This window comes from Rhizobium sp. IBUN (assembly GCF_000510625.1).
GTDB lineage: Bacteria > Pseudomonadota > Alphaproteobacteria > Rhizobiales > Rhizobiaceae > Rhizobium > Rhizobium altiplani.
In genome coordinates, this window is record NZ_AZNV01000013.1 from 24,139 (window position 1) to 50,094 (window position 25,956).

The following is a 25,956-nucleotide window of genomic DNA, read 5'->3' on the forward strand; positions in this document are numbered from 1 at the left end:
AAGCCCGGTCGAAAATGCAATGACGTTATTGAGTGACAGGCTCAGGCGACGCGTGGTGTTGCCATGAGCTCACCGCTGGCTGGCGGCGCGCTGTCGCCAGCTTTCCGGCGGCGAAATAGAAAAGAAACGTCCCGACGTTGTACGGTGTCAGAATATCGATCTCGACGAAGGAGCGGATCGTCAGCAGCACGGCTATCGAGAACAGCAGATAGGATTCGTCGTTCCTGAAATCCTCGATGACGCGGCGCAAGTGCCCCCACAAAATTCGCAACAGCATTCCTGCAAGAACGACCACGCCCGCGAGGCCCAGCTCGACGGCCGTTTCGATGTAGGTGTTGTGGAAGTGGAAGCCGCTCCGCGATCCGATGAAGAACTCTTCCCACAGGCGCTCCGGCTCCGAGAAGCCCTGAACCCAATAGGCCTGGTAGCCGATGCCGAAGACCGGATTCTGCTTTGCCGCCTCGATCCCCTGCTGCCAGAGATAGGTACGCCCGGTCAGCGTGGAATCCTTGCCGAAGATGCCGAGAACGGCATCGACCGCGCCGAGATAGACGCCAGCAACGGCGAGAATGATGACGGCGACGCCACCGCCGACGACCAGCAGCTTGCGGTGGTCGGGGGTCAGTGCGAGCACGACACGCAGCCCCATCATGAGGGCAATCACGACGGCAGTCGTCAAAACGGACGTCGCAGACTGGCAGGCGATGAGGCAGTAGGCCGATAGCAGCCCGACTATTCCCGACGCCGCCATCCAGAGGCGTCTCTCACCGAAGATAAAGACGGCCGCGAAGGAAACGATCAACCCAAGCGACGCATAGAAGCCAAGCTGGTTCTTCGAGGCGAAGGCCCCAACGAAACTGAAGGTGCCGTCCAGCGGGTCGTACTCGTAGTAGCCGAACAGCAGCGAATAGACGAGAACGATCCCCACACCGGCGATCATGCCCACCGTCAGGCTTCTGACGTCCACCACGCGGACTGCAATCAGGGCACAGATGACCTGAGTCAGGTACTGGATGCTGGCACGCAGCGAAATGCTCGGAACCGCCGACCAGAAGACCGACAGGAAGGCAAGTGCTGCGAAGGCATAGATCCAGAGATAGCGACCATGGCTGCCGAGCACCTTCTTGTAGTCCACGGCAATCAGCGGCAACCAGAGCGCATAGTAAAGCAGGATCGCCACCTGCCCGAACTTAATCGAGTAGGCGAAGCAAAAAAGTGACAGCGCCACGGCAGGGATGGCGAAATTCGCATTCCTGCCTGGCTGAATGAGCACAGATTTTGCGATCCGCATTGCGGCCTCGTTATCTCATTGCCAATCCGGCGGTGACCTTGATCAGGTCGCCGGGCTGCAGTGCCGTATTTTCCTGAACCGGAATCTCCTTCGCCTTGCCGTCGACATCGCGGACGATCGAGTAGGCGATGCTCGCAGCCCCGGTGCTGGTGTCAAAACGGGCGGCATCGGTGGATTGCGTCAATGCCTCCGCCATCAGCGAATTGCTGGTTTCGAGCTTAAGATGGAGTTCGTCTAGTTGAGCTTCGGCATTCTGAAGTTCCTGGGCAAGCTGCGCATCCCAGTCGTTCCGAAGCGTGATCTCGTCCTGATCGGCCTTGCTGATATCCTGCTTGGCCTTCAGCGAATTGGTGTCGATATCGAGAAGCGTCGCCTCGGTATCGGCAGCGCGCTGCTCGGCGGCCATCTTGCGGGCGCTGAGTGCCAGACCCTTCTCCGCAAGATCCTCGACCTTGTCGCGGTCCGCGGTCGCAAGCTGCAATTGCCGAGTCTGCGTTTCGCTCTTTTTGGCGAGGGTCTCGACCTCGCTTTGCAGCAGTTGCTTGAGGTCAGCAAGAGCCTGAAGCTGCAGCGTCAGCCGCTTCTTGCGCGTGTTCATGAGAGCCGTTTCGCTGTCAAGCAGGGGCTTCGCCTCCGGCTTGTCTTGCAGCTCCTTCGGCATTTCGATCGTATCCTGGTTCGCGATCTCCGCGCGCAACCGCGCCTGCTTCACCAGCAGGCGTGCCCGGTCGGCCATGTAGACGACCGCGTCACCCTTGGCGTTGATGAAGTCGCGGGCGAAGCGTTGCCCGGCGTCCGCGCGGCGCAGGCCACCCGCGAGGCTCACGGCCTTGACGATCGTGAGATTGGGCGCGAACGGATATTCACCGGGCTTTTCAACGTCACCGGAGAGATAGACCGGCCGGAATTCCGACAGTTCCACCGAGGCAGAAGGTCGGTCTTTCAGAGCAAATTGCTTCTGCAGCGCCGAACCGATCTCCTGGGCGATCGCATCCGTCGTCTTGCCTGATGCGGGCATGTCACCGACGAAAGGCAGGGAAATGCTTCCTGAAGGCCCGACCGTATAGTCCCCACTGATAACCGACCAGTCGCGGATGCTGCCATCCGCGGTCTGCCACTCGGCCACCCGAATCCTCAGCTTGTCCATCATTCCGAGACGGTAGTCGTCTGCACTGGCAAGCGATGAGGACGCCAATAAAGCAGCAAGTCCGGCTGCGACAACAATACCGGATCTTGGCGAACGAAATCGTCCGGCCTTGCCGTCAAGAAAGCGTCTTTCCATGAACCTTCCCCGTGTCTCAGCACGACAAGCCGCAAGGCGTCGCCGCGCAGTACTGTTTTGGGTTTTGAGATGCGGCTTAGTAGCTGCCGCGTTGAGCGCATACCGCCGGGATTGTGCGTGCGATGATCACGACATCCCGAACCAGCGACCAGTTTTCGACATAGTGCGTGTCGAAGGCGACGCGGGTGGCGTAAGAAACGTCATTGCGTCCGCTGATCTGCCAGAGGCCTGTCAGGCCAGGGCGAGCTTGCAGATAATAGACGGCCGCATTCTCGTATTTTTCGAGTTCGTCTCGAACAACGGGACGCGGACCGACGACGCTCATTTCGCCGCGGATGATATTGAAGAGCTGGGGCAGCTCATCAAGGCTCAATTTGCGTAGAACGGCACCAACGGCAGTAACCCGGGGGTCATCCTGCAGCTTGCGCGTTTCACGCCACTCTTCCATGGCCTTCGGATTGTTTCGCAGGTGCTCCTGCAGAACCTTGTCACCATTGGTGACCATTGTCCGAAACTTCAGGCAACGGAACTCCTGGCCATTGTGGCCGATGCGGCGATGTCCGTAGAAGATCGGCCCCCTGTCGGAGAGCTTCACAAGCAACATCACCATCAAAAAAAGCGGGCTCAGAAAGATGAGCCCGAGGCAGGCGGCGGACACATCGAATGCCCGTTTTGCGATCCCGCCAGTCGGCGGAAACACGCTCTGATGAACTGCGCCATAAAATGGCGAACTGTCCGATCTCGTCGCAGACTTCATAGAGGTAACTCCACTTATGTTTGCCGTTTGGTCGGGTAGGCTCAGGCCGCTTAGCTGGCCCTGACGAATTCGAAGTGTATGAGGTGATTTTGTTTTTTTAAGCCACAATTTTACGACTGACGCTTTACGACGTGTTTTTCCGGCCGCCGTTCAGATTTTTTGTTTTTAAGAATCCGCTGAAATAGTCATACAATTCTCTGGCGATCTCGAAATAATCTATGCGTGTACCAATAAAAGTCTGGGCCATTGCTATCGGAGCCAAAGATACTGAAGTCTAGGTCGTTCCGGCATGGTGGGAGCAATTGGTGGTTTGCACTGGCGGCTTCTCGCAAAGCAATGGATTCTATTTGTCGAAAGAGTTCTCTATTGCATTGCACCATCAGTTTTGCACTGCACTAGCAAACCGATTAAAATTAAAAACTTTGTAATAAAAGTTGAACGCACAACCCCTCCAACGCACCCGTTGTGACCGACATTGTGGCACTAATGCTTACGTGCATTGCCAAATTAGGCGCAACCAAAGATCGATGTAATCTTCTTTAATCATCTTTCGCAAAAGCCCGCGAAGGGTGACAGCGCGTGGCATTTTTACCAATAGCCGGAAGAAACCTTTAAGATCGTCGCTGTACTACGCATCTCGCAGGCGCAAAAAACGTCTCCAGACCTTCAGTTGAAACAGGAAGTCCTGTAAAACATTATCCTAGGAAGGATCCTGGTGGCGCTTTCGTCTTCGATAATTGTTCGTTGAAGAAGCTCCGATGGAGGAGGCAACAGATGTATGCACCTCGCGTTATCTTCAGCATGCTCGGCGCATTGGCCGTATTTGCTGTGGCGACGTATTGGCTGAGCGGTTCCCTCGCTGGCACCGCGATCAAGACCGCAATTTGCGCCGTCCTGCTTCAGGCCGGCTACTTTGGCGGCGTGCTTTACCTTGTCTGGAAGGAATCCAGGAGCCGCACGATTCGCCCCGCCGTAAAGCGCGAAGAAGCGGAAAAAATGCCTGTGTCGCCCTTCAAGGGCTCTGAGCCGTTCAATCGCTAAGCATCGCAATTCGTACTGCGGCCGTGCCTGTCCGGCATGGAAGGCATCCTCGCCCCGTAACATCATTTGAACGGCCGCCCGTTGTCCGCCACATTTTGACGTCCTAGTTGTTGAGCGAAAACAACGGAGGCTACGCGTGGCAGAAACGGCAAGCATTTGCGTCATCATCGCAGCCAAGAACGCGGCGGACACGATAGAAACCGCCGTGAGATCGGCGCTTCGGGAGCCCGAAGTGACCGAAGTGGTGGTCGTCGATGACGGCTCCAGCGACGGCACGGCAGGGGCCGCGAGACGTGCGGACGACACCAGCGGAAGGCTGAATGTCGTCAGATTCGATCAGAACAAGGGCCCCTCTGCCGCCCGCAACCACGCCATCGACATCTCTTCGGCACCCCTGATCGCAATCCTCGATGCGGACGACTTCTTCTTCGAGGGCCGCTTTCGCCAGATGCTTGTGGAGGACGACTGGGAGTTCGTTGCCGACAACATCGCCTTTGTCGATGCCGATACAGCAAGCCAGGCGCCCCAGCGCCTACAGCAATTTGCCGCAAGCCCGCTCTTCCTCGACCTGCCCACCTTTGTCGACGGCAACATTTCCAAGCGTGGCGTTCGGCGCGGCGAGATTGGCTTCCTTAAGCCGATCATGCGACGCGCCTTCCTGGACAAGCATGGCCTGCGTTACCGTGAGGAGATGCGGCTTGGAGAGGATTACGACCTCTACATCAGGGCGCTGGCGCTCGGCGCGCGCTACAAGGTGATCCACAGCTGCGGCTACGGGGCGGTCGTGCGCGGAAATTCGCTCAGCGGTCGACACCGCACCGAAGATCTTCGTCGCCTCTACGAGGCCGATCGCGTGCTGCTGGCATCGTCAAGATTGCCGCCTGAGGCCGCCGAGGCTGTGCGTCGGCACGAGCGGCACGTGCGCGGCAAATATGAGCTGCGGCGGTTCCTCGACATCAAATCACAATCGGGCCCGCTGGCGGCCATCGCCTATATCGCAACGCATCCAACCGCCTTCCCGCCCATTGCGACGGGCATCCTGATGGACAAGACCGAGCGCCTGCGAAATCCGGGTGGCGTTTCCGTCACCGCGCAAGGCGATGGCTTGCGATATCTTCTGAGCGCCCCAGCCAAGTAGCCGGGTTCGACTATCTGGAAAACTTGGCCGCCGCCAGCTGCAGCGCGCTCTGAAGCAATCGGGGATCGCGTGCCGCCCAGCGTGCGAGCAGCCGGAAATCCGGCTTCTTGCGGCGACGCAGAAGGCCGATCTGGCTCCAGATCGCCTGCTTTCGGGCGGTGTTCTTGTGCTCCTTGATCGTCTCCACCTCCCGCGGTCGGCGAGAGAAGCGGCTCTCCAGCTGGTCGAGCGCCATCCAGGTGATGAACTGCTGCTTGAGAAACTCCGGCGAGGCGTTGTCGACACCGTGGAAGATGTTGATGCCCTCGCCGCGCAGCGCCCCAGGCTCGCCGCAGAGCAGCACCTGTTTCGCGGCGATGATGCAATCGCAAAAGAACAGAACGTCCTCGGCCGCCAAGCGCAGGGCCGCGTCGAAACGAACCTTCTCGAACAGCGGCTGGCCGATGACCATGCAGGACATGTGCAGGAAGGCCCAGTTCTTCAGCATGACGCCCGCGAGGTCAGGCACGTCGAGGATTAGCGGCTTGCTCAGGAGACGCCGCGCCCCCTCCTCTTTCTCGAGAGCGGCGATACCAAAATGGTAGTCGAACTCCTCGCCCCCTTCGATGGACGCCCAGTAGCAGTCGCCACCGAAAGCCTCCATCGCCTTGGCTGCATTGACCAAATGATCGGGCGTCCAGACATCGTCGGAGTCGAGAAAGGCAACATATCGCGTCGCCTCCGGCACATGATCGAGTCCCGTGTTCCGGGCACCGCCCGGTCCGGCATTCGGCTGGGCGATCACCGTGACACGCGCCCTATCCTCCTCCGACAGCGACGCTAGGTCCGCATGAGGAGAGCGTGGCGACTGGTCGTCGACGACGATGACATCAACATCCTTGAAGCTTTGCGAGAAGACCGACGCCAGGGCGCGGCTGAGAATGCCGTCCTGACGCTGGTAGAAGGGGATGATGATCGTGAAGGTCGCCATACGCTCTCCTTGAGATACGCGAAGTGATGTTTTCCGCCCCTGACGCATCTAGGGGTGAATGAAAGCGCAGCAAGTCTGCTGCACTGCAAAATGATGACGTTCATTTCGGCCGAAGTTTGTCAAAGCGGGTGATCTGAGCGGGTCGTCCCAAACTGTATCGCAACGAAACGGCCGTTCAGTCCCAAGCCGCAATTCGGCCACGATCGGAGCAATTCGTCAGCCTCGCGTTGTAACAATCGTTCACTAGTCAACAAAAACTTTCAGGCCCCGCGGCGCATAAAGAACCCAGAAATCGATGAATATCATCATGTTATGAAATGCACTGCTCACGTTGACGTTGAGCTCGATTCGGCAGACCCCTGCGTAGGCGTTTTCCCATACTGAGCCAGGACAGAACGACTGTTACGAAGTGGGACCGCCGATCACTTTTTGCTGCAGTGCCATATTTTCTTCCGGGAATCCGCCCTAGCTTTCTCGGCGCGGGCTCGAGTCTGCTCTGATTGAAAACGGTCGCAAGGGGAGGTGCGGCCCAAAAGGGGTGACTGATAACGTGAATGTTGATGCGAATGTATCGTCGCGGATCAATCTGATGCGCATCGTGCTCATTTCGGGCATTGTGTTTGTTCACATACCGTTCGATGCCGCCAGCAGTCCCTACGACGGGACCTACGGCGCATTTGACTGGATTCGGGTTTTCCTGACGGAGGCGCTCTTTCGCGTCGGCGTTCCCTGCCTGAGCGCGATCTCGGGCTATCTGCTGTTTCGCGGCGGACAGGAAAACTTCAGCTACAGGAAAACCGTGCGCACGAAAGTGCAGACGGTGTTCCTGCCATTCCTGCTCTGGAACTGCGCGTTCATTGCAGCGATCATTCTTGCGACCAGTGTCGGCATCGGTGACGGCTATCTGCCTGATCCGCTGAACGCGTCCGGCCGCGATCTCATGACGCAAGTGCTGGCAGTGGAGAATTTTCCTGACAATGTGCCGCTCTACTTCCTCCGCGATCTCTTCGTCTGCATCCTGCTGTCACCGATCCTCGCGTGGCTGATCAGCCGTGCGCCGATTTTGACGTTGACCGCCTTGCTGGTGATCGCGCTGATTCCGGAGCTGTCGATCTACATCGTTCTCAAGCGCTCGATCCTCTTCAGCTTCAGTCTCGGCATCTTCATTGCCCTGCAGCAGTTCGACTTGAAGGCTCTCGATCGCTTTGCGCCGGTTGGCGTCTTTCTCTTGCTCGCTGCCTCGGCGCTCCTCGCAACGGCGATCTTCTTCACGGGCCCGTCCTTGCCGGACTGGGTGCAATTGTTTCGCAACGCGCTAGCGATCGTCGGCGCTCTTGGCTTCTGGCTGCTATCGGCGCCGCTGATCAAGACGCAACTCGGCCAACGGCTCGCGAAAACGGGAAGCCTGAGCTTCTGGATCTTCTGCGCCCACTATCCGCTACTCGTCTTTTTCTGGATCCTATGGGGCAAGTCGGACCTGAGCTTCTACCCGCTCTTCTTCGTTCTGTCTTTCGCGCTGCTGTTTCCGTTTCTCACGTTCTCGAACGGGCTCTGCCGGAAGAATTTTCCGCGGCTCTACGCAATCCTGACGGGTGGCAGAACCAAACGGTCCGCAAAACCGACGTCGCCGCACGACGTCTCCCCCGAACTTGCTACACAGCAAAGGTGACACATGACGACCCAAATCGCCCATGCGCGAAAACTTTGCCTCGGCCTGATCGCCATTACGGCAGCCTGCGCTTCAGCGCTGCCGGCTTCAGCACAGCAGGCATCCGGAAAGTCCTTCATCGACGATTTCGACAAGATCAACCATGGCTTCTGGTACGTTTCTGACGGCTGGAACAACGGCGCCCACCAGAATTGCACCTGGTCGAAGAACAACGCGAAGGCCGAGGACGGCGCCCTTCAGCTTTCGTTCGCCGACGGAAAATCGAACGACCGCAACTACTTGTGTGGTGAGATCCAGACGACCAAGCGTTACAGCTACGGCACCTACGAAGCCCGCATCAAGGCTGGAACAGGCTCGGGGCTGAACTCCGCTTTCTTCACCTATATCGGTCCAGCCGACAAGCAGAAGCACGATGAGATCGACTTCGAAGTGCTGGGCAAGAACACCGGCGAGGTGCAGGTGAACCAGTATGTGCAGGCCAAGGGTGGCAACGAGAAACTCGTTCCGGTTGGCAACAAAGCCGATGAGGGCTTCAATGACTATGCCTTTATCTGGGAAAAGGATCGACTGCGTTACTACCTGAACGGCAAGCTTGTTCAGGACGTTACTGATCCGTCGAAGATACCGTCCAACCCGCAGAAGATCTTCTTCAGCCTATGGGGTTCCGACACACTTTCGAACTGGATGGGGCGCTTCAACTACACGAAGCCAACCACTCTCAGCGTTGACCGCGTGGCCTTCACCGCGCTCGGCGACAAGTGCCAGTTCCCTGAATCGATCGCATGCACGCTCAACTGACCAGCGCGGGCCAAGCCCATACAGCAAAAGGAACGTCGATGCTCAAAGTGCTCTACCTCGTGCACGACCTGGCAGATCCGGCCGTCAGACGGCGGGTGCTGATGCTGCGCGAGGGCGGCGCCGAGGTCGTGCTTGCCGGTTTCCGCCGCGGCGAGAACCGGCTTGCGGAAGTGCATGGCGTCACGCCGATCGAGCTTGGACGCACGGCCGATGCCAAATTTGCGCAGCGCATGAGCGCCGTCGCAAAGGCGATGACCGGCCTCAAGGCTCTGTTGAAGAACGTAGAGAAGCCCGATCTCATCATCGGCCGCAATCTGGAGGCACTGGCCGTCGCGCACAAAGCCAACACGCTTTTCGGTGGCAGCGTTCCCGTTGTCTACGAATGCCTGGATATCCATCGCCTTCTGCTGCGCGACGACGTGGTCGGCAAGGCGATCCGCCGCGCAGAGGCGCATTTCGGCAGGAATGCCAAGCTCATTCTGACCAGCTCTCCGGCTTTCATCGAGAACTATTTCAATCCTCGCTCCGGCGTCAAAGCCGAGATGCTTCTGATCGAGAACAAGGTCATCGCCCTTGACGAAGCCGCTATCGAGCCGGCATTTGGCCGTCCCCTGAAGCAACCGGGCGAGCCGTGGAAGATCGGCTGGTTCGGTGCGCTTCGCTGCCGCAAGTCGCTCGGCCTTCTTGCCGAATTCTCGCGCCGCATGGAAGGCAAGCTCGAGATCGTTCTGCGTGGTCGCCCCGCCTACTCGGAGTTCGAGGATTTCGATGCCTTCGTGCGCGACGAGCCCTATCTTCGTTTCGAAGGCCCCTATCGCAATCCCGAGGATTTGCGGGCGATCTACGACGACGTCCATTTCTCCTGGGCGATCGATTTCTTCGAGGAAGGCCTCAATTCGAGCTGGCTCCTGCCGAACCGGCTCTATGAGGGATGCCTGTATGGCGCCGTGCCGATCGCCCTCGAAGGCACGGAGACCGCACGCTTCCTCCAGTCCCGCGACATCGGCCTTGAGCTTTCCGAAGCCAACGTTTCGCAGCTCGCAGAGTTGTTCGAAACCATGACAGGCGAGCGGCACCGCGCATTGAGCGAGGCCGTCGCCGCCAAGGATCGCAAGACCTGGCTTGCCGACCGCAGCGATTGCGCGGCCCTCGTCACAAGCCTTTCCCGCCTTGTCCCGGCAAACGCAGAGAGGGGCGGTGCCGGCGCAATCATTCCAACAAGCGTGTCTCCAGAAGGGTGGACAACCATGAAGCCTGATGTCGGTGCCAGCGTCTCCAGTCTGATCATAATTCCCTGCCTGAACGAAGAGAAGCATATCGAGGCGTTGCTCGCCAAATTGAGCCTCGAAATCGATCACATGGATGCCCGGATCGTCGTCGCCGACGGCGGCAGCACGGATGCGACACGCGACATCGTCGCCCGCATCAGCGCTGCCGATCCGCGGATCGTGCTCTTGCACAATCCCCGACGGATCCAGAGTGCGGCGGTCAATCTCGCGGTTCAGACCTTTGGCCGTGACTACGACTACCTGATCCGGATCGACGCACACGGCGATTACCCCGCCGATTACTGCCGACGCCTCGTTCAGGAGGCCGTGCTCACCCAGGCGGACTCCGTCGTGGTCGCCATGGAAACGGTCGGCTTCGGCGTCTTCCAGAAGGCAACTGCCTTTGCTCAGAATTCCAAACTCGGGAATGGCGGTTCCAAGCATCGCGAGGGCGCCAAGGGGCATTGGACCAATCACGGCCATCACGCGCTGATGCGCATCGCGGCCTTCGACGCGGTCGGCGGCTACGATGAAACCTTCAGCCACAACGAGGATGCGGAGCTCGACTATCGCCTGAAGCAGGCGGGCTTCGGCATCTGGATGACCGACAAGACGCGAATGACCTACTATCCGCGCTCGACCATTTCGACGTTGTTCCGCCAATATCTTGGCTATGGCAGAGGTCGCGCGAAGAACATCCTGAAGCACGGCAGCATGCCTAATCTTCGGCAGATGCTCCCGCTTCTCGTCGTTCCGGTCTTTATCGGCGCATTTCTTGCCGTTCTGAACTGGGCGGCCGTTATCCCATTCAGCCTCTGGGCCGTCGCATGCGTCGGCTACGGCTTCTGGATGGCCATCGGCCACAAGAATCCATACGGCCCGCTTGCCGCTGTTTCGGCAATGGTGATGCACTTCGCCTGGTCTGCCGGTTTCTGGATGGAGCTTCTGAGCTTCCGCGGCAGAAAGGTCTCTTCATGAACGACATGCCCCCCCTGCAGATCGATATCGGCATTTGCACTTACCGCAGAGCTTCGCTTGACGAAGCGCTGCTTTCGCTTGCGGTCCTCGCCGTGCCCGATGGAGCAACGCTGCGGATCATCGTCGCCGACAACGACAAGGTTCCGAGCGCCAAGGAACGGGTCGATGCGCTTCGTCCGACCATTCCGCATGAAATTGCCTATGTGCACTGCCCGGCATCGAACATTTCGATTGCCCGCAATGCATGCCTGGAAAATGCGACGGGCGATTTCCTTGCCTTCATCGACGATGATGAGGATGCCAGTGAGGAATGGCTGGTGGAATTGCTTGCCGTTGCCAAGAAGACCAAGGCGGATGCGGTGCTTGGCCCCGTCCGCAGCGTCTACTTATCCACGGCGCCGAACTGGATGCGCGAGGGCGACTTCCACTCGACGCTGCCCGTATGGGTCGGCGGTGAAATCCGCACCGGTTACACCTGCAATGTCCTTCTTCGCCTCGATTCGCCCCATGTGGTCGGGCGCCGCTTCAACCTTGCACTTGGGCGCACCGGCGGCGAGGACACGGAGTTCTTCAGCCATATGCATGCCGATGGCGGCGGGATTGCCTTTGCACCCGAGGCCTATGTTTATGAACCGGTGACCGAAAGCCGCGCTGGCGTGTCCTGGCTTGCCAAGCGCCGCTTCCGCTTCGGCCAGACGCATGGGCGGCTGCTCCAGGAAAAGAACGCTGGCCTGCAGCGGCTAAAGCAGATCGGCCTGGCTGCAGCCAAGGCGGCCTTCTGCTACGGCGCGGCGCTTGCCTGCGTCTTTTCTCCGGTTCCGCGGTATCGCTACGCCCTTCGCGGCCTCATGCATACCGGCGTGGTGAGTGGCCTTCTCGGCGTTCGTGAGATTCGTCAGTATGGAACAGCGGAGGCTGCATGACGCAAACCCAGCCCGACGTCAGCTTCATCGTCGCTGCCTACAATGCAGAGGAGACGATCGCCAAGGCGATCGACAGCGCTCTTGCACAAGAGGGCGTGTCGGTTGAGGTGATCGTCGCCGATGACTGCTCAACGGACGAGACGAGAACCATTGCGGAAAGTTACGCGAACAGGGGCGTGAAGCTCCTGGCGCTTAGGCGCAATGGTGGGCCGGCGGCAGCGCGCAATGCCGCGTTGTCGGCTGCAACCGGCCGGTGGCTTGCAGTGCTCGACTCCGACGACACGGTCGAGCCGCAGCGTTTGCAGCGCATGATCAAGCGCGCAGAGAATGCCGGTGCCCAGATTGCCGTCGACAATCTCCGTGTCATTCGCGCCGACGGCACGCCACCGGAGACGATGTTTACTCAGCAATCGTTGGCCGAGACGCCTGAGCTGACGCTTCCGGTATTCATACGATCGAATGCCCTGTTTCAGACATCGCATAACTTTGGTTATCTCAAGCCGATCTTTCAGCGCGACTTCATCGAACAGCAAGGACTTCGCTTCAATGAAGCCCTCAAGGTCGGTGAGGACTATCTGTTTCTCGCCTCGGCCATGGCGCTTGGTGGGCGCTGCGTGATCGAGCCGATCCCTGGCTACGACTATCAGATCCGTGAGGGATCGATTTCACGCGTTCTTGCCCTTCATCACATCGATGCCATGATCGAGGGTGATAAGGCCTTCCTTCGAGATCACACGCTGGATGCGGAGGCGGCGGCCGCACAGGAGTTTCGCGAACAAAGCCTCCGCCGGGGCCGCGCATTCCTCATCCTCGTACAGAACATCAAAGACCGGTCGATCTCCGGAGCGATCAAGACGGCCTGGAGCAATCCGGCGGCGTTGGCCCATCTCAGGATGCCAATCGCCATTCGGATCAATCGCGCACTCGCGCCGCTTCGCCACTTGGTAAGCCCTCGGACCGACCTTACAGCCATCGATGGCGTGACCCGCTCCCGCAAAGGATAGAGCCATGAACCAACGGAACCTGACCTTGCACAGCACTCTGCCCAAAGCGGCCGACGATTCCGATTCCTTCATCGACATCGATCGCCTGATTGCCATCCTGATCCGGCGCGCCGGATCAATCGCGCTCTGCGTTGCCGCAACCGTGACGCTCGCCGTCATCTTTCTGCTCCTTGCGACCCCGCAATATACGTCGATGACGCAGATCCTGCTCGATGACGACATCGCGAAATACGCGCAGGATCCGACGCCGGCCGCCAGCTCGCAGCAGGTCGATATGCAGATCGCCAGCGCCGTCGAAATTCTCAAGTCGAACGAACTTGCGCTTCGCGTCGTCGATGCCGAGAAACTTCAGGACAATTCGACAATCCTTGACCCTTCGAAGTCGCCAGTTGAGCTAGTCAAGTCCGGCGTGAAGCTGATCGTCAGCGCCTTGGCGCCCGGCGGTCCGCCGGTAACGGAAGACGATGCGCGCAACGGCCGCCGCCAGAAGGCGGCCGCCCTGCTGCAGGAGGCCGTGGCGGTATCGCGGGTCAATCGCAGCTCCGTTCTCGCGGTTTCCTTCCGTTCGACCGACAAGCTTCTGGCACAACGGATCACCAAGGCGTACGCCACCGCCTACCTGAACGATCAGCTGAACGCCAACTTCGACGCCACGGAAAGCGCCTCGGTGTGGCTGCAGCAGCGCCTTGCGGATCTTCGCGAGCGGTCGCAGCAGGCTGCCCTCGATGTCGCGAAGTTCAAGTCCGACAACGGCCTCACGTCGGCCAATGGCGAACTGATGTCGGAACAGCAGCTTGCCGACCTGAACAAGCAACTGATCGTCGCCCAGGCAGACAGTGCCAGCGCGTCGGCCCGCTACAGCCAGTTCAAATCGATCATCGACCTTGGTCCGGAGAGCGCTGTGAACAACGCCGCGATCTCGTCAGGCCAAGCGGATAATACCGTGATCAAGGATTTGCGCACGCGTTACGCCGCGGTGAACAAGCGCGAGCAGGAGGTTACAACCAACTTCGGGGAAGACCATCCGCAGGCCGTCGCTTTGCGTGCCGAAAAGCAGGACCTGACCCGCCAGATCTATCAGGAACTGCAGCAACTGACGGCTAGCTACCACAACGAATCCGAAGTCGCGCGCGTACGCGAGGCCTCGCTCCGCCAGAACATCGAACACCTGACTGGCAAGAATTCGGAGGCCGACAGGTCGCTCGTCCAACTCAACGATCTCGAGCAGCGCGCGACCGCCCTGAAGACCCTTTATGAATCCTACCTCGGCAAATACGAGGAAGCCTCGCAGCAACAGTCCTTCCCGATCGCCAAGGCTCGCGTCATCTCTGAAGCCGGCGTGCCGGCATCGCCGTCCAGCCCGAAAAAGACCATGACGCTTGGCCTCGCCATCGTTCTCGGCCTGATGGCCGGGGGTGGACTTACGGCGTTCCAGGAATTCCGTGAACGGTTCTTCCGTGTCGAAGGCGATGTCAGGACGATCCTTGGCCTCAAGTTCCTCGGCTACCTGCCGCTCATCGGCAAGGCGCCGCGGGAGGGTAAGATCTTCCGGCCGCGCACCAATCCGCCGGTCGAAGCCGCCGAAGCAGAGTCGGATGCAACCTTCGAACGCATCATGCGCGTCGTCCTCGAGGCGCCACGCTCGGTCTTCGCCGAAACGCTGCGCAACGCGAAGCTTGCAAGCGACGTCATGTTCCTGGGCAAGTCGGACCGCGTCATCGGAGTCGTCTCGGCGATGCCGGGAGAAGGCAAGTCGACCACGGCGGCCAATTTCGCAGCACTTCTCGCCTCCAGCGGCAAGCGCACGCTGCTGATTGACGCCGACCTGCGCAATCCGGGCCTGACCCGTATGCTGCGGAACCCACCGCAACAGGGTCTTGTCGAAGCAGTCCTCGGTGAGGTTCCGTGGGCGAGTGCCGTCAAGATCGATCCGATAACGAAGCTCGCGATCCTGCCGGTTCTGCCGAACGATCACCTTATGCACACGAGCGAACTGCTTGCTTCGCAGGGCATGTTCAATCTGATGGAAAATGCCCGCAAGATGTTCGACTACATCGTGGTCGACCTTGCACCGCTCGGCCCTGTTATCGACGCCAAGGCGTTTGCTCCGCAGGTAGACGGCTTCCTGTTTGTGACCGAATGGGGCTCGACACCGACATCAGTCGTGCGCGACCTTCTGAATTCCGAGCCGCAGATCAAGTCGAAGATTCTGGGTGTGATCCTCAACAAGACCGACATGACGGAACTCGGCAAGTTCACCAACTTCGGCGGCACTGAACGCTACCGCCACAAATATGTGAGCTACTACACCGAAGAGACGTCAAGGAAGCGGGAGCCCGCAGAAGCCGGCGCCTGATCACGTCTGGAAGAGATGCACGCGCCCTCTCCACAGTCTAGCAACCGTAAGTCTGCCGCTGTGGAAGGCGCCTGTATCAAGGTTGAGCCTCATCGGCAGGACCTCGGGCTCATCGTTCGGCGTATGGCCATGAACGATCACTTTCGGCAGCGGCCGGCTGCTCTCGAAAAAGCGATGGCGGATGAAAACGAGATCCTCGTCGCTTTGCGCATCGATCGGCAGCATCGGATCGATGCCGGCATGAACGAACAGAACATTCGGCGTGTCGACGAAGATCGGCAGGGATCGCAGGAAATCTATGTGCGGCTTCGGTATTGACTGCTTGATGTAGCCCACGAGCTTGGCGGCGTTCGGAAAAACCAGCGGCAGTTGTTCCGGATCGAGCCCGTAGGAGCGTAGCAGCGCATCCGACCCCATCCGCATCCAATCCGAGAAGGAAACCAGACCGTCGAGATAGTCGAGCATCGTGGTCTCGTGGTTCCCGGTCAGGCAGATGCGGTCGAAATTCGCCGCTGGAGGCATCATCAGGTGCGAGATCACCTGTGCCGATGAGGGGCCGCGATCAATGTAGTCACCGAGCGTGATGATAAGCTTGCGCCCCGGGATCACGGCAGCGTCGTCAATGATGGCCTGCTCCGCCTTCAGCAGCAGGTCGTACCTGCCATGAATGTCACCGATGGCGTAGATCGGAATGTCGCCGGGATCCAGTTTCAGCCGCTCATGGACTGTTGAAGGCATGTTGAACCTCTCATTGCGGACAGCGAAGCGTCGCACGCTTCGCATTAGTGCAATCAAGCGACAATAAAATTCAATCGCTCGTGCATTCGTAGAAAAACGCGCCTTATCATTGCACCCGCGATCCAGCAATCCTAGAGGCGCAACTGATAGGAGAAGCGATGGGAACCGTATCGCGGTTTCAAGACCGGACAAGACCAGCCGCGCACCGTATCGAAAGCGAGGAAGAGGCGATAGCCACCGCGCGCCGCCTTGCCGCGGACTTTGCGCTGCAGGCGAGCGAGCGTGACATCAACCGGGTGTTTCCTCGCGCGGAGCTCGACGCCCTTTTCCAGTCGGGACTGACGGCCGTGACCGTGCCGCCTGAGAACGAGGGGCTGGACGTCGGCAATGCGCTTCTCGGCGAGATCGTTGCCATAATCGCTGAAGGCGATTCTTCCATCGGGGAGTGCCTCGAACGCCATTTCACGGTGCTCGAGGAACTCCGGAGTGAACAGAATGAAGAGCGAAAGGCACTCTTCTTCGCTCACGTCCTTGCCGGCGATCATTTCGTCGCAGCAGCTTTTCCCGAAGCCGGTGCGGCTGTTCCCTCCGGCCTCCATTATCAATTAAGCGGCCGGAGCTTGCGTGCGCCCGGCATCCTCTTTGCCGATTGGATCGCTGTCGAAGCGACTGACACGCAAGGGCAATCGGTTCGCTTCTACCTTCCCCGCGAAGCCGCGGGCCTGCAGATCATCGATGACTGGGATGGTTTCGGGCAACGGACGAATGGCGCCGGAACCGCTGTCGCCCAAGGTGTCACCGGGAACGCCGAAGAGACGGACAATCAACGGCAACGCCACTCGACCAGTTCGGCGCTGGCCGCCCTACTCCATGCAGGCACGGACCTCGGCATTGCCCGGGCCGCGCTCGCCAACCTCCGGGAGGCGCCGCTCTCAGCCAGCATCGGCAAGCTTGCCCTTTCCGTGCAGGCGACTGCAGCGCTCCTGGAAAGCGCCGGCAACAAACTCGATTTTTCCCAGGTCGGCCCATCGACCGGCGCGGTCGAACTCGCGTTCTTCTCCGCTTCAGCTGCCAAGATCATGGCAAGCAGGACGGCCCTGGAAGTCGCCAACGCACTGTTCGAGCTGTCGGGCTCCGGCGCGACAAGCATCGGCCGGAATCTCGATCGACATTGGAGAAATGGGCGAATTCGCGCGAATGATGCGGCCGACGACGATCTTTACCGGGCGGCAGCAGAGCATTATTTTGGCGGTAGCTGATGCTGCTTAGTTGGCAACCGAGATAGCGACTTCCTCGTCCGCATCGTCCAGCTTGCTGCCCGACGCGACGAACTGCTCAAGCGTCATATTGTCAAGAATGTCTGCGATCGCATCGCGGACCTCGGTCATGGAGCGCCGCACCTGACAGTTTTCGGGATCGGAACAGTCGTCGCAGGCTTCGTAAGCTGTACGGCTCGCACAGCGAATAGGCGCCAAAGGCCCGTCAAGCGTGCGGATGACGTGGCCAATGCGAATTTCAGACGCCGGACGCGACAGCGAGTACCCGCCACCGGGGCCCTTTTTCGACCGAAGAATGCCGACATTTCGCAATTCGAGAAGAATCGTATCCAGGAATTTCTTCGGAATGTTGTTGCGCGAAGCAACGTCATTGATGAAGGCGGTTTCCCCCGGCGCAAGCCGCGCCAAGTCAACCAGCGCCTTCAGCCCATACTTTCCCTTTTTCGTCAGCATTTCTTGTTGCCTTACGCCCCCGTACTCTCCATCCCCATTATTCAGCAAATAACGCCAAAACCGTGAACACACAACAAATAGCTATTATTTATATAGTTTATATTCGCCTTCTGCTCGCCCCGGGAACGACTCCGGAAGGCGAAAGAGCTCGACCTTCTCCGAGAAGCCCTTGAGCGCGTGCCAGCCCACCGAGACGGCCTCGGCCTGAGCCTCGCACCGGAGTGCATCGGACATCAGGAGCGGGACGCGAAGATCTCCGCATGCCGTTTGGATGCGGCTGACCAGATTCACGTCGGGACCGATCAACGTGAAATCGAGGCGGCGACCGGATCCGATATTGCCGTAGCTGACTTCGCCATGGTGCAGGGCGATGCCGACGTTGAGAGCGATATCGCCGAACTCGAATTTATCGATCTCACGCAGAATGTCCTTGGCGGCGATCAATGCCGAAGCGCTACTGCGGGCCGGATCATAGCCAGGAAAGAACGCAAGGACGGCATCGCCCATAAATTTCAGAACTTCGCCGCCTTCGCGCGTGATGGCGGGAATGACCTTGTCGAAATAGGCGTTGAGCAACTCGAGCACGCTGTTGCTTGGCAGCCTGTTGGATATCTCCGTGAACCCGCGCAGATCGCAAAGCAGAAGAGCCGCCTCAATGGACTCGATCTCGCCCTGCCGGACTCGCCCGGCGAGGATGCGCTGCGCTGTGAGCGGACCGATATAGGTGTCGAGCAGGCTGAGTTCGACTTGACGCATCACCCGCAATTCGCAGGTGTTGCGCAACGCCGGGAGGATCCGCTCGAGAGCCTGGATTTCGGCAGGTGTAAAGCCGCCGGGCCGCCGGGTCCCGAAGGCAGCCGCGCTCACCGGCCCGTCGGCATTGCAAAGAGGCGCGATCATCAATTGCACGAGGCCACGGCCTGCAAAGATATCGATATCCTGCCAGCGGCCGTGCATGCTGTCACCCAGCCCGACAACCAGCGGCTCGCGGCTGTCCATGACCTTGCGCAAAGGACTGCTGGCAAAGGTCTGGCGCGCGCTGTGTTCGCGATCGTGGATCTCGACCGGATCGCCCGGAGCCCAGGCAAGCGTACGGCCAATCAGTTCCGGATGAAGCGTCATGAGATGAAGCGTCATGCGATCGATAGGCAGTCCGAGTGCCAGTAGGCGGCGGCCGAGGGTGGAGATCAGGCCGGGCTCATCGAGCGCATGGCATTCATCGCCGGAGAGCCACTCGATCAACGACAGCAGTGAGTTTGTATTGCCTGCTACGCGATCTGTCTTTGAGGGGCGGGTCTCGGTTTCGATTTGGAGGATGCGGTTCATGGCGTTTCTCCCTGGTGGCGGAGTGAGGCGCTAGTGAGCGCCGCCCCCGGACAGATGACCCGGCTTCTTCAGCAGCAGCGTTGCGAGCAGTGCGACGAGCAATGCGGCACCGAGCACGAAGAATGTGTCGCTGAAGGCCATGATGTTGGCCTGCTTGCGCAGCTTGAGCGCGATGGCGACGACGGCCTTGTTGGTGGCAACAGCCTGATCGCTGACACCGTGACTCATGAAGTAGGCGGTCAGTTTCGCGACACGATCCCGAGTGGCTTCTTCGAAGACCGAGATCGAATTCGTCAGGATATTCGAATGGAATTGCTCGCGCTTGCTCAGAAAGGTCTGCAGGCTTGCGATGCCGACGGCGCCTCCGAGGTTACGCATCATGTTGAAGAGCGCGGATGCGGAACCTGCATTTTCCTGTTCGATGCCCGCTGTTGCGACGGCCGAGAGCGGCGCGAAGACAAGCGCCTGCCCGACGGCGCGGATGACGTTTGGCCAGAAGAGCTGGTCACTCGCATAGTCGGCGGTCATGTAGACATTCATGAAATTCGAAGCGGCAAACAGCGCAAAACCGAAGGCGATCAGTAAGCGAACGTCAAAACGCTTCATCAGGCGGGGCACCAGCGGGATCAACAGCAGCTGCGGAATGCCCGTCCAGGCGAGGACCATGCCGATCTGCTCGGAATTGTAGCCCTGGATGCGAGACAGATAGATTGGAAGAACGAAGGCAGAGCCATAAAGGGCGATCCCAAGCAGGACGTTCGCCACAATCCCGAAGCCGAAGTTGCGACGGACGAGGAGCCTGAGGTTTAGCAGCGGATGGGCGGTCTTCAGCTCGATAATGAGGAACAGCGTCAACGACACGACAGCGATGATCGACAGGCGGACGATGAAATCAGACCCGAACCAGTCCTCCTTGTTCCCCTCTTCCAACACCGTCTGCAGGGCGGCAAGGCCGATTGCCATGGTGATGATGCCCGGCCAATCGCCCTTGGCGAGCAGACCGAGTTTCATCGGAGCGCGATCGAGCGACGCCCAGAGCATTCCCACCATGAGCAACCCGGGAACCAGATTGACGTAGAAGATGAACTCCCAGCCGTAGTTCTCGGTCAGATATCCGCCGATGGTAGGCCCGATGGCAGGAGCAAAGGTCGCCGAGAGGGCAAAGAGGGCCAGACCGATCGGCTGCTTGGGCTTTGGCAGAAGCGTGATGATGATGGTGAACGCCATGGGGATCAGCACGCCGCCCGCAAAGCCCTGAACGGCGCGCAGAACGATCATCTGCTGGAGGTTCGCAGCGAAAGCACAGGCGACGGAAAATAGCAGGAACAAAATGGCGTTGGTCAGGAGATACTTGCGGACGGAAAAGACCTGAGCAAGCCAACCGCTGAGAGGGATGACCACGATCTCCGCAATCAGGTAGGAGGTCGAAATCCAGCCACCGTCGTCCTTGCCCGCGCCGATCGCACCCTGGATATCCGCGAGCGAAGCGTTGACGATCTGGATATTGAGGACGGCCATGAACGCGCCGAGCGTCGAACCGACGACGGCGCTCCACATGCGAAAGGCGCTCATCGCAGCTGCGGGCTTCGGAGCCGCAGCGTCCACCAGACGCGGGCTGGAATTGTTTGCGACGATCTGAAGTGTAGCCATGACGTCTCTCCTTCCGGCTATGCGGAAACAATCTCATGACGAGGTTCGGCTGATAATTCGGGAAAGGAGGGAAGGATCATCCAGTCAGGCTGGATAATCCTTCCCGGTACCACCTACCTGACGGCCGCTTTGGTATCGATCTCAGGCTCGACGGACATTCCGGCGCGAAGCAAACCGCTCACTTTCTCGTCGTCGATGACGATCTTTACCGGGATGCGCTGGACGATCTTGGTGAAGTTGCCGGTCGCATTGTCAGGGGGTAGCAGTGAGAACTCCAGCCCGCTCGCCGGTGAAATGCTGTCGACATGGCCCTTGATTTCCACATCGGGGAAACTGTCCACCTTGACCTCGACAGGCTGCCCAGCGCGCACATGAGTGAGCTGTGTTTCCTTGAAGTTGGCAACGACATAGACGGAATGCAGCGGCACGACCGCCATCAACTGCGTCCCCGAGGTTACGAACTGTCCAACTCGAATGGTGCGGGCGCCGACGGTGCCGTCGACCGGAGCGACGATCTGTGTATAGGAAAGGTTGAGTTCAGCCTGATGCTGGGCGGCGGCGGCGCGCTCACGCTGCGCGACAGCCTGCTCGCGCTGTGTCTGAAGAACGGGCACCTTCTTTTCCGCGGCGACCAGCGCGGCCCGATCCCGTTCAAGTGCCGCCTGCGCCTGATCGCGAAGTGATTGGCTCTGTTCCGCCCGCGACTGCGTGCCGGCACCATTGGTGATCAGCCGTTGCGAACGGGCCGCATCGGAGCGAGCAAAATCCAGCGTCGCCAGTGATGCATCGATCGTCGCCCTGGCCTGGCCGATGATCGACTGCTGCAGTTCGATCTGCGCATCGAGATTTGTGATGGCTGCAGTTGCGGCCTTGACGTCGGCCTTGACCTGGGACAATGCGGCCTGATGGTCGCGATCGTCGATCTTGGCGAGCACCTGCCCAGCCTTGACTGCATCGTTATCACCGACAAGGACTGCGGCGACATAGCCCGAGACCTTCGGTGCAACGGTCGTATAGTCGGCCTTCACATAGGCATCATCAGTGGATTCGATGAAACGGCCAACCGTCCAATAGTGATGGCCGTAGTCCGCCACAAAGGCGACGCCGGCAAGAAACGCGGCAGCCAAGATCGTCCGCTTAACGAGCTTGCGACCCTTCTTGCCTTTGGCTTCGACGGCAGAGGCAACGTCCGCTGCCGGTGCAGCCGGGGCTTCGGTGACCCTTGCAACCTCGGGCTCGCCGGCCGCCTCGAAGGCTTCCTTGCGGGGTAATTCGACCATTGTCCTTCTCCACTGGTTTGCCTCGTCAGGCGAGGCTAAATTCGATGAGACAGACAATGCGTCGTTACGCGCGATCTGATAATCTGCTTAAATCGGGAAGGATCATCAACTCAGAGCGGATAATCTAGGGGGTGCAATGGATCGGCTGACGAGCCTCACAGTCTTTGGTCGCGTGGTGGAGTGCGGCGGCTTTTCAGCGGCCGCGCGCCGTCTCAACATGTCGGTGACGATGGTCGGCAACCACGTGCAGTCCCTCGAGGACAGGCTGGGCGTCAGGTTGCTCAACCGCACCACGCGCAAGGTCAGCCTCACGGAAACCGGCAAGTACTACTACGAACGCTCGGCTCAGATACTTGCCGATCTCGAGGAAGCCGACAGCACGGCCGGTGCAATGAGCTCGACACCGCGCGGCACGCTCAAGGTCTATACCAGCGCGGCCATCGTCCGCTTCCTGCTGCCCGTCGTCAGCGAGTATCTTGAGCTATATCCCTCGATCGCGCTCGACCTGAGTGTTGGGGAGAGGATGATCGATATGGTCGAGGAAGGTTACGACCTCGTGATCCGCACCGTGCCGCCACCGGATTCGAGCCTTGTTGTCAGGAAGTTGACGCCATGGCGCCATATCCTGGTCTGCTCGCCGAACTACCTTGAGAACCATCCGGCGCCACAGGTCCCGGCGGATTTGGCAAATCACAACTGCCTCCAATATACGTATTACCCCTACGGAGACGAATGGCGCTTCGAAGATGCAGATGGCGCCCAGATGAGTGTGAAGATTGGCGGCAACGTCGTATCCAACAGTGCCGAGACCCTGCGGCACCTCACGACGACGGGCCAGGGCATATTCCTGGCACCAAGTTTCGTTGTGTTTGATGACATCGCCTCCGGACGATTTGTCCGGGTCATGCGCGACTATCGCGCCGTCGAGTTCAGCATCAATGCCATCTATCCGAACCGCAACCACTTGCCGACGAAAGTTCGCCTGTTCATCGACCTCCTCGCGGAGCGCTTCGCGGAGCACCGGAAATGGATGACGTGAGGGCCTTGGTCAGTTCGTGTTCTGCGTCGGCGGCGGTGCGGTGCTGGGGCTGCTTGCCCCTGCCGGTGCTCTCGGTGCAGGGCTGCTGCCGCCGCCCGTCCAAACGCTGAACGCCAAGAGGACCGCGGCAATCACGGCGGACAGGCTGCGCCCTTCTCGGGACAGCGCCGTTTCCTGCGCTTCGTAAGCAGTTTGCCGATCGCTGGAGTGATTGTCCGGCCTGTTGTCATTGGCGGTCATCATTGCACCTCTGGCAACGAAACGCCGGCGGCGTTCGCCAAGTTCCAAGAGATCAGATCAGAGGATCCCGTCCTTCGGCAGCGGCGAGGTTCAGTTCGCGGGCGATGTCCTCCGCGTCCCTCTTGCTAAGGCCGACGAAATCCCTTCCGTCCGTTGCCGCCGGCAAGGACGTCAAGGTATCGACGATCGTCCACCTGCCACGCGGCTCCTGACGGATTTCGTAACGGGGAAGATCCTCGGATGGACAAGCTTCATCTGTCACGTTCTTACCGCTACCTCAGAGTGCTCCTGGGCCACATCTGGCGCGATGCATGGCTTTTGCAAGGCATCTCTGCCTACGCCTTTACATCCGGAACGTTCGCTTTCAATTCCTTGAGCCATATCCGGGCGTTGCCGTCCGACGGCGCGCGCCAATCTCCGCGGGGAGACAGGGAACCACCCGACGTCACCTTCGGGCCGTTCGGCGATGCCGACCGCTTGAACTGGCTGATCGTGAAGAACCGAAAGAGGAAGACCTCCATCCAGTGCTTGATGACAGGCAGATCGAAACTGCGGCGCTTGTCGGCGGGGAAATGCGGCGGCCAGACGCCGACCTCGGCGTCCCGCCAGGCATTGTAGGCAAGGAAGGCGATTTTCGATGGGCGAAGCCCGAAACGAGTCGTGTAGTAGAGTGCGAAGTCGTGCAGATCGTATGGGCCGATCTTGTCCTCCGTGCTCTGCATGACGCCATTTTCATCGGCAGGCACCAGTTCCGGCGAAATCAGCGTGCCAAGAACGCTTTCCAATGTCGCATTGGCTTCCTCGTTGAAATCCCCTGAGCGGATCACCCAGCGGATCAGGTGCTGGATCAAGGTCTTGGGCACCGATGCATTGACGTTGTAGTGGCTCATCTGGTCGCCAACGCCGTAGGTCGACCAGCCGAGGCCGATTTCCGACAGGTCTCCGGTTCCCAGCACCAGCGCGTTTCGCTGGTTTGCCACGCGGAACAGGAAGTCCGTGCGCAGGCCGGCCTGGACGTTTTCGAAGGTCGTATCGTAGACCGGCTCGCCGCCTGCGAAGGGATGCTTCAGATCCTTTAGCAACTGTAGCGCCAACGGCCTGATATCGACCTCCTCCGCCGTGACGCCCATGCTGCGCATCAAGGCCCAGGCGTTCGACCTGGTGGCCTCGCCCGTCGCAAATCCCGGCATGGTGAAGCAAAGAATATCCGAGCGCGGCCAGCCGAGCTGGTCGAAAGCACGCGCCGCGACGAGTAGCGCATGGGTGGAATCGAGCCCGCCCGAAATGCCAATGCAAAGCCGCTTGATGCCGGTCGAGCGCAGCCGCTTCATCAGTCCCTGCACCTGGATGTTGAACGTCTCGTAGCAATCCAGATCGAGGCGGCTTTCGTCAGCCGGCACGAAGGGGAAGCGCGCAACATGGCGTTTGAGGCCAATGTCGCCCTTCGGCTTCTTGAACTGGAACCCTACTCGCCGGAATTCGCGACCGGCGGTAAGAGTGAGCGTCGCCGCATCATTGAACGTGCCCGTTCGCAGCCGCTCCAGCCGCAGTCTCTCGACATCGATATCCGCAACGCACATCTGCGACGAAATTGGGAAGCGGTCGGTTTCGGCGAGCAGGCTGCCGAGCTCATAGATGCAGGCCTGGCCGTCCCAGGCGAGGTCCGTCGTCGATTCGCCGGGGCCGGCCGCCGAATAGACATAAGCCGACAAGCTGCGCGCCGATTGTGCCGAGCACAAAAGCTTGCGGGTCTCAGCCTTTCCGACCGTTATGTTGCTGGCCGAGAGATTTGCCAGAATCAATGCGCCGGCCAACGCGCCGAAATCGCTCGGCGGCGCCGGAGCCCAGAGGTCTTCGCAGATCTCGATATGGAAGATGAAATCGTCCATGTCCTCGGCGGCGAAGACGAGATCCGTGCCGAATGGCACCACCTCGCCGGCGGCACGAATGCTCTCGCCTCGTACGTCTCGTCCCGACGCGAACCAGCGCTTCTCGTAGAATTCGCGATAGTTCGGGAGATGCATCTTCGGAACGACGCCGAGAATACGACCAGCGTGAATGGCGACCGCGCAGTTATAGAGCCGACCGCCACTCTGCAGCGGCGCGCCGACAAGAAGTACCGGCGTCAGGTCGCGACTTGCCCGGACGATATCGCCGATTGCAGCATCCACACCCCTGAGAAGCGCATCCTGCCCCAAAAGGTCGTCGATCGCGTAGCTGGAAATCCCGAGTTCGGGGAACACCATGAGGCCAACACCTTCGGCGTGTCCCTGCCGCGCCAGTTCCAACGTTGCCTGCGCGTTGAAATCGGGATCGCCGATCTCGCAATTCGGGGTGCAGGCCGCGACACGGACAAAACCTTGATCGTAAACCGAATAGAAATTCACCAATGCCTCCAGCAGTCACGCGCCTTATGACTGACCATTACATCCAAATGCCTCCGGGCAAAACCTGATCTCGCCCACCCGGCAATCTTAT

22 protein-coding genes are annotated in these 25,956 nt (G+C 59.6%); 10 read left to right on the forward strand and 12 right to left on the reverse strand.

Annotated features, from left to right (window positions below; all coding sequences use genetic code 11):
• Positions 1 to 25: 25 nt before the first annotated feature.
• The 3 genes from RHIBUN_RS0114035 to RHIBUN_RS0114045 form a co-directional block, all read right to left on the reverse strand.
• On the reverse strand, positions 26 to 1,291 hold the full coding sequence (locus RHIBUN_RS0114035; protein ID WP_025660021.1) for an O-antigen ligase: 1,266 nt from the start codon (positions 1,289 to 1,291) through the stop codon (positions 26 to 28).
• Positions 1,292 to 1,301: 10 nt separating this feature from the next.
• Complete coding sequence (locus RHIBUN_RS0114040) at positions 1,302 to 2,573, reverse strand: polysaccharide biosynthesis/export family protein (protein ID WP_018117244.1); 1,272 nt, start codon at positions 2,571 to 2,573, stop codon at positions 1,302 to 1,304.
• 76 nt (positions 2,574 to 2,649) lie between these two features.
• Positions 2,650 to 3,330, reverse strand: coding sequence for a sugar transferase (locus tag RHIBUN_RS0114045; RefSeq protein ID WP_025660022.1), 681 nt, complete (start codon positions 3,328 to 3,330; stop codon positions 2,650 to 2,652).
• A 774-nt stretch (positions 3,331 to 4,104) separates the two neighbouring features.
• Here RHIBUN_RS0114045 and RHIBUN_RS0114050 point away from each other — a divergent pair.
• Both RHIBUN_RS0114050 and RHIBUN_RS0114055 read left to right on the forward strand, forming a co-directional pair.
• Entirely contained in the window at positions 4,105 to 4,371 is a 267-nt protein-coding gene (locus tag RHIBUN_RS0114050; protein WP_018117241.1) for an exopolysaccharide production repressor protein, read from the forward strand.
• A gap of 136 nt (positions 4,372 to 4,507) precedes the next feature.
• Positions 4,508 to 5,509, forward strand: a complete 1,002-nt coding sequence (locus tag RHIBUN_RS0114055) for a glycosyltransferase family 2 protein (RefSeq protein WP_018117240.1) — start codon at positions 4,508 to 4,510, stop codon at positions 5,507 to 5,509.
• 10 nt (positions 5,510 to 5,519) lie between these two features.
• Here RHIBUN_RS0114055 and RHIBUN_RS0114060 read toward each other — a convergent pair whose 3' ends face one another.
• Complete coding sequence (locus RHIBUN_RS0114060) at positions 5,520 to 6,479, reverse strand: glycosyltransferase (protein ID WP_025660023.1); 960 nt, start codon at positions 6,477 to 6,479, stop codon at positions 5,520 to 5,522.
• 589 nt (positions 6,480 to 7,068) lie between these two features.
• On the opposite strand from RHIBUN_RS0114060, the gene RHIBUN_RS0114065 reads away from it, so the two are divergent.
• The 6 genes from RHIBUN_RS0114065 to RHIBUN_RS0114095 all read left to right on the forward strand — a co-directional run bounded on the left by RHIBUN_RS0114065 (position 7,069) and on the right by RHIBUN_RS0114095 (position 15,475).
• Positions 7,069 to 8,148: an acyltransferase gene (locus RHIBUN_RS0114065; RefSeq protein ID WP_210258301.1), complete on the forward strand. Its 1,080-nt coding sequence runs from the start codon at positions 7,069 to 7,071 to the stop codon at positions 8,146 to 8,148.
• A gap of 3 nt (positions 8,149 to 8,151) precedes the next feature.
• Positions 8,152 to 8,946 (forward strand): glycoside hydrolase family 16 protein, encoded by a 795-nt coding sequence (locus tag RHIBUN_RS0114070; protein ID WP_025660024.1) that lies wholly within the window; start codon positions 8,152 to 8,154, stop codon positions 8,944 to 8,946.
• A gap of 1,247 nt (positions 8,947 to 10,193) precedes the next feature.
• Positions 10,194 to 11,192: a glycosyltransferase family 2 protein gene (locus RHIBUN_RS36845; protein WP_026371804.1), complete on the forward strand. Its 999-nt coding sequence runs from the start codon at positions 10,194 to 10,196 to the stop codon at positions 11,190 to 11,192.
• Positions 11,189 to 12,115 carry a glycosyltransferase family 2 protein gene (locus tag RHIBUN_RS0114085; RefSeq protein ID WP_025660025.1) on the forward strand — a complete coding sequence of 309 codons (927 nt, stop codon included), beginning with the start codon at positions 11,189 to 11,191 and terminating at the stop codon, positions 12,113 to 12,115. Before RHIBUN_RS36845 ends, RHIBUN_RS0114085 begins: the two co-directional genes overlap by 4 nt.
• Entirely contained in the window at positions 12,112 to 13,119 is a 1,008-nt protein-coding gene (locus tag RHIBUN_RS0114090; protein ID WP_025660026.1) for a glycosyltransferase family 2 protein, read from the forward strand. Before RHIBUN_RS0114085 ends, RHIBUN_RS0114090 begins: the two co-directional genes overlap by 4 nt.
• Before the next feature lie 4 nt (positions 13,120 to 13,123).
• Entirely contained in the window at positions 13,124 to 15,475 is a 2,352-nt protein-coding gene (locus RHIBUN_RS0114095) for a polysaccharide biosynthesis tyrosine autokinase (RefSeq protein WP_018857329.1), read from the forward strand.
• On the opposite strand, the gene RHIBUN_RS0114100 is transcribed toward RHIBUN_RS0114095, so the two are convergent.
• Positions 15,476 to 16,213, reverse strand: a complete 738-nt coding sequence (locus RHIBUN_RS0114100; protein ID WP_018857328.1) for a metallophosphoesterase — start codon at positions 16,211 to 16,213, stop codon at positions 15,476 to 15,478.
• 158 nt (positions 16,214 to 16,371) lie between these two features.
• On the opposite strand from RHIBUN_RS0114100, the gene RHIBUN_RS0114105 reads away from it, so the two are divergent.
• A complete protein-coding gene (locus RHIBUN_RS0114105; RefSeq protein ID WP_025660027.1) occupies positions 16,372 to 17,472 on the forward strand; it encodes a monooxygenase in 1,101 nt (366 codons plus the stop codon).
• A gap of 6 nt (positions 17,473 to 17,478) precedes the next feature.
• On the opposite strand, the gene RHIBUN_RS0114110 is transcribed toward RHIBUN_RS0114105, so the two are convergent.
• From RHIBUN_RS0114110 to RHIBUN_RS0114125, 4 genes are all read right to left on the reverse strand, one after another.
• Entirely contained in the window at positions 17,479 to 17,943 is a 465-nt protein-coding gene (locus tag RHIBUN_RS0114110) for an Rrf2 family transcriptional regulator (RefSeq protein WP_018117230.1), read from the reverse strand.
• Positions 17,944 to 18,027: 84 nt separating this feature from the next.
• Positions 18,028 to 19,269 carry an adenylate/guanylate cyclase domain-containing protein gene (locus RHIBUN_RS0114115; RefSeq protein ID WP_025660028.1) on the reverse strand — a complete coding sequence of 414 codons (1,242 nt, stop codon included), beginning with the start codon at positions 19,267 to 19,269 and terminating at the stop codon, positions 18,028 to 18,030.
• Positions 19,270 to 19,299: 30 nt separating this feature from the next.
• On the reverse strand, positions 19,300 to 20,919 hold the full coding sequence (locus tag RHIBUN_RS0114120) for an MDR family MFS transporter (RefSeq protein WP_018117228.1): 1,620 nt from the start codon (positions 20,917 to 20,919) through the stop codon (positions 19,300 to 19,302).
• Positions 20,920 to 21,032: 113 nt separating this feature from the next.
• Complete coding sequence (locus tag RHIBUN_RS0114125) at positions 21,033 to 22,199, reverse strand: HlyD family secretion protein (RefSeq protein WP_025660029.1); 1,167 nt, start codon at positions 22,197 to 22,199, stop codon at positions 21,033 to 21,035.
• 136 nt (positions 22,200 to 22,335) lie between these two features.
• Here RHIBUN_RS0114125 and RHIBUN_RS0114130 point away from each other — a divergent pair, with 136 nt between their 5' ends.
• The gene (locus RHIBUN_RS0114130) at positions 22,336 to 23,238 is read left to right on the forward strand and encodes a LysR family transcriptional regulator (RefSeq protein ID WP_025660030.1); all 903 of its coding nucleotides are present in this window, start codon (positions 22,336 to 22,338) and stop codon (positions 23,236 to 23,238) included.
• 9 nt (positions 23,239 to 23,247) lie between these two features.
• Here RHIBUN_RS0114130 and RHIBUN_RS0114135 read toward each other — a convergent pair whose 3' ends face one another.
• From RHIBUN_RS0114135 to RHIBUN_RS0114145, 3 genes are all read right to left on the reverse strand, one after another.
• Complete coding sequence (locus RHIBUN_RS0114135; RefSeq protein WP_245271667.1) at positions 23,248 to 23,478, reverse strand: hypothetical protein; 231 nt, start codon at positions 23,476 to 23,478, stop codon at positions 23,248 to 23,250.
• Between the two features lie 52 nt (positions 23,479 to 23,530).
• On the reverse strand, positions 23,531 to 23,740 hold the full coding sequence (locus RHIBUN_RS0114140) for a hypothetical protein (RefSeq protein ID WP_018117224.1): 210 nt from the start codon (positions 23,738 to 23,740) through the stop codon (positions 23,531 to 23,533).
• A gap of 73 nt (positions 23,741 to 23,813) precedes the next feature.
• Positions 23,814 to 25,865 carry an NAD(+) synthase gene (locus RHIBUN_RS0114145; protein WP_025660032.1) on the reverse strand — a complete coding sequence of 684 codons (2,052 nt, stop codon included), beginning with the start codon at positions 25,863 to 25,865 and terminating at the stop codon, positions 23,814 to 23,816.
• Positions 25,866 to 25,956: the final 91 nt, after the last annotated feature.

Bases quoted from the DNA above. Each gene is read 5' to 3' on its own strand.
- RHIBUN_RS0114065 (WP_210258301.1), top strand. From the start codon at position 7,069: ATGCGCATCGTGCTCATTTCGGGCATTGTGTTTGTTCACATACCGTTC.
- RHIBUN_RS0114060 (WP_025660023.1), bottom strand. From the start codon at position 6,479: ATGGCGACCTTCACGATCATCATCCCCTTCTACCAGCGTCAGGACGGC.
- RHIBUN_RS0114110 (WP_018117230.1), bottom strand. From the start codon at position 17,943: ATGCTGACGAAAAAGGGAAAGTATGGGCTGAAGGCGCTGGTTGACTTG.
- RHIBUN_RS0114090 (WP_025660026.1), top strand. From the start codon at position 12,112: ATGACGCAAACCCAGCCCGACGTCAGCTTCATCGTCGCTGCCTACAAT.
- RHIBUN_RS0114070 (WP_025660024.1), top strand. From the start codon at position 8,152: ATGACGACCCAAATCGCCCATGCGCGAAAACTTTGCCTCGGCCTGATC.
- RHIBUN_RS0114035 (WP_025660021.1), bottom strand. From the start codon at position 1,291: ATGCGGATCGCAAAATCTGTGCTCATTCAGCCAGGCAGGAATGCGAAT.
- RHIBUN_RS0114120 (WP_018117228.1), bottom strand. From the start codon at position 20,919: ATGGCTACACTTCAGATCGTCGCAAACAATTCCAGCCCGCGTCTGGTG.
- RHIBUN_RS0114040 (WP_018117244.1), bottom strand. From the start codon at position 2,573: ATGGAAAGACGCTTTCTTGACGGCAAGGCCGGACGATTTCGTTCGCCA.
- RHIBUN_RS0114125 (WP_025660029.1), bottom strand. From the start codon at position 22,199: ATGGTCGAATTACCCCGCAAGGAAGCCTTCGAGGCGGCCGGCGAGCCC.
- RHIBUN_RS0114135 (WP_245271667.1), bottom strand. From the start codon at position 23,478: ATGACCGCCAATGACAACAGGCCGGACAATCACTCCAGCGATCGGCAA.
- RHIBUN_RS0114050 (WP_018117241.1), top strand. From the start codon at position 4,105: ATGTATGCACCTCGCGTTATCTTCAGCATGCTCGGCGCATTGGCCGTA.
- RHIBUN_RS0114085 (WP_025660025.1), top strand. From the start codon at position 11,189: ATGAACGACATGCCCCCCCTGCAGATCGATATCGGCATTTGCACTTAC.
- RHIBUN_RS0114100 (WP_018857328.1), bottom strand. From the start codon at position 16,213: ATGCCTTCAACAGTCCATGAGCGGCTGAAACTGGATCCCGGCGACATT.
- RHIBUN_RS0114130 (WP_025660030.1), top strand. From the start codon at position 22,336: ATGGATCGGCTGACGAGCCTCACAGTCTTTGGTCGCGTGGTGGAGTGC.
- RHIBUN_RS0114045 (WP_025660022.1), bottom strand. From the start codon at position 3,330: ATGAAGTCTGCGACGAGATCGGACAGTTCGCCATTTTATGGCGCAGTT.
- RHIBUN_RS0114105 (WP_025660027.1), top strand. From the start codon at position 16,372: ATGGGAACCGTATCGCGGTTTCAAGACCGGACAAGACCAGCCGCGCAC.
- RHIBUN_RS36845 (WP_026371804.1), top strand. From the start codon at position 10,194: ATGAAGCCTGATGTCGGTGCCAGCGTCTCCAGTCTGATCATAATTCCC.
- RHIBUN_RS0114115 (WP_025660028.1), bottom strand. From the start codon at position 19,269: ATGAACCGCATCCTCCAAATCGAAACCGAGACCCGCCCCTCAAAGACA.
- RHIBUN_RS0114095 (WP_018857329.1), top strand. From the start codon at position 13,124: ATGAACCAACGGAACCTGACCTTGCACAGCACTCTGCCCAAAGCGGCC.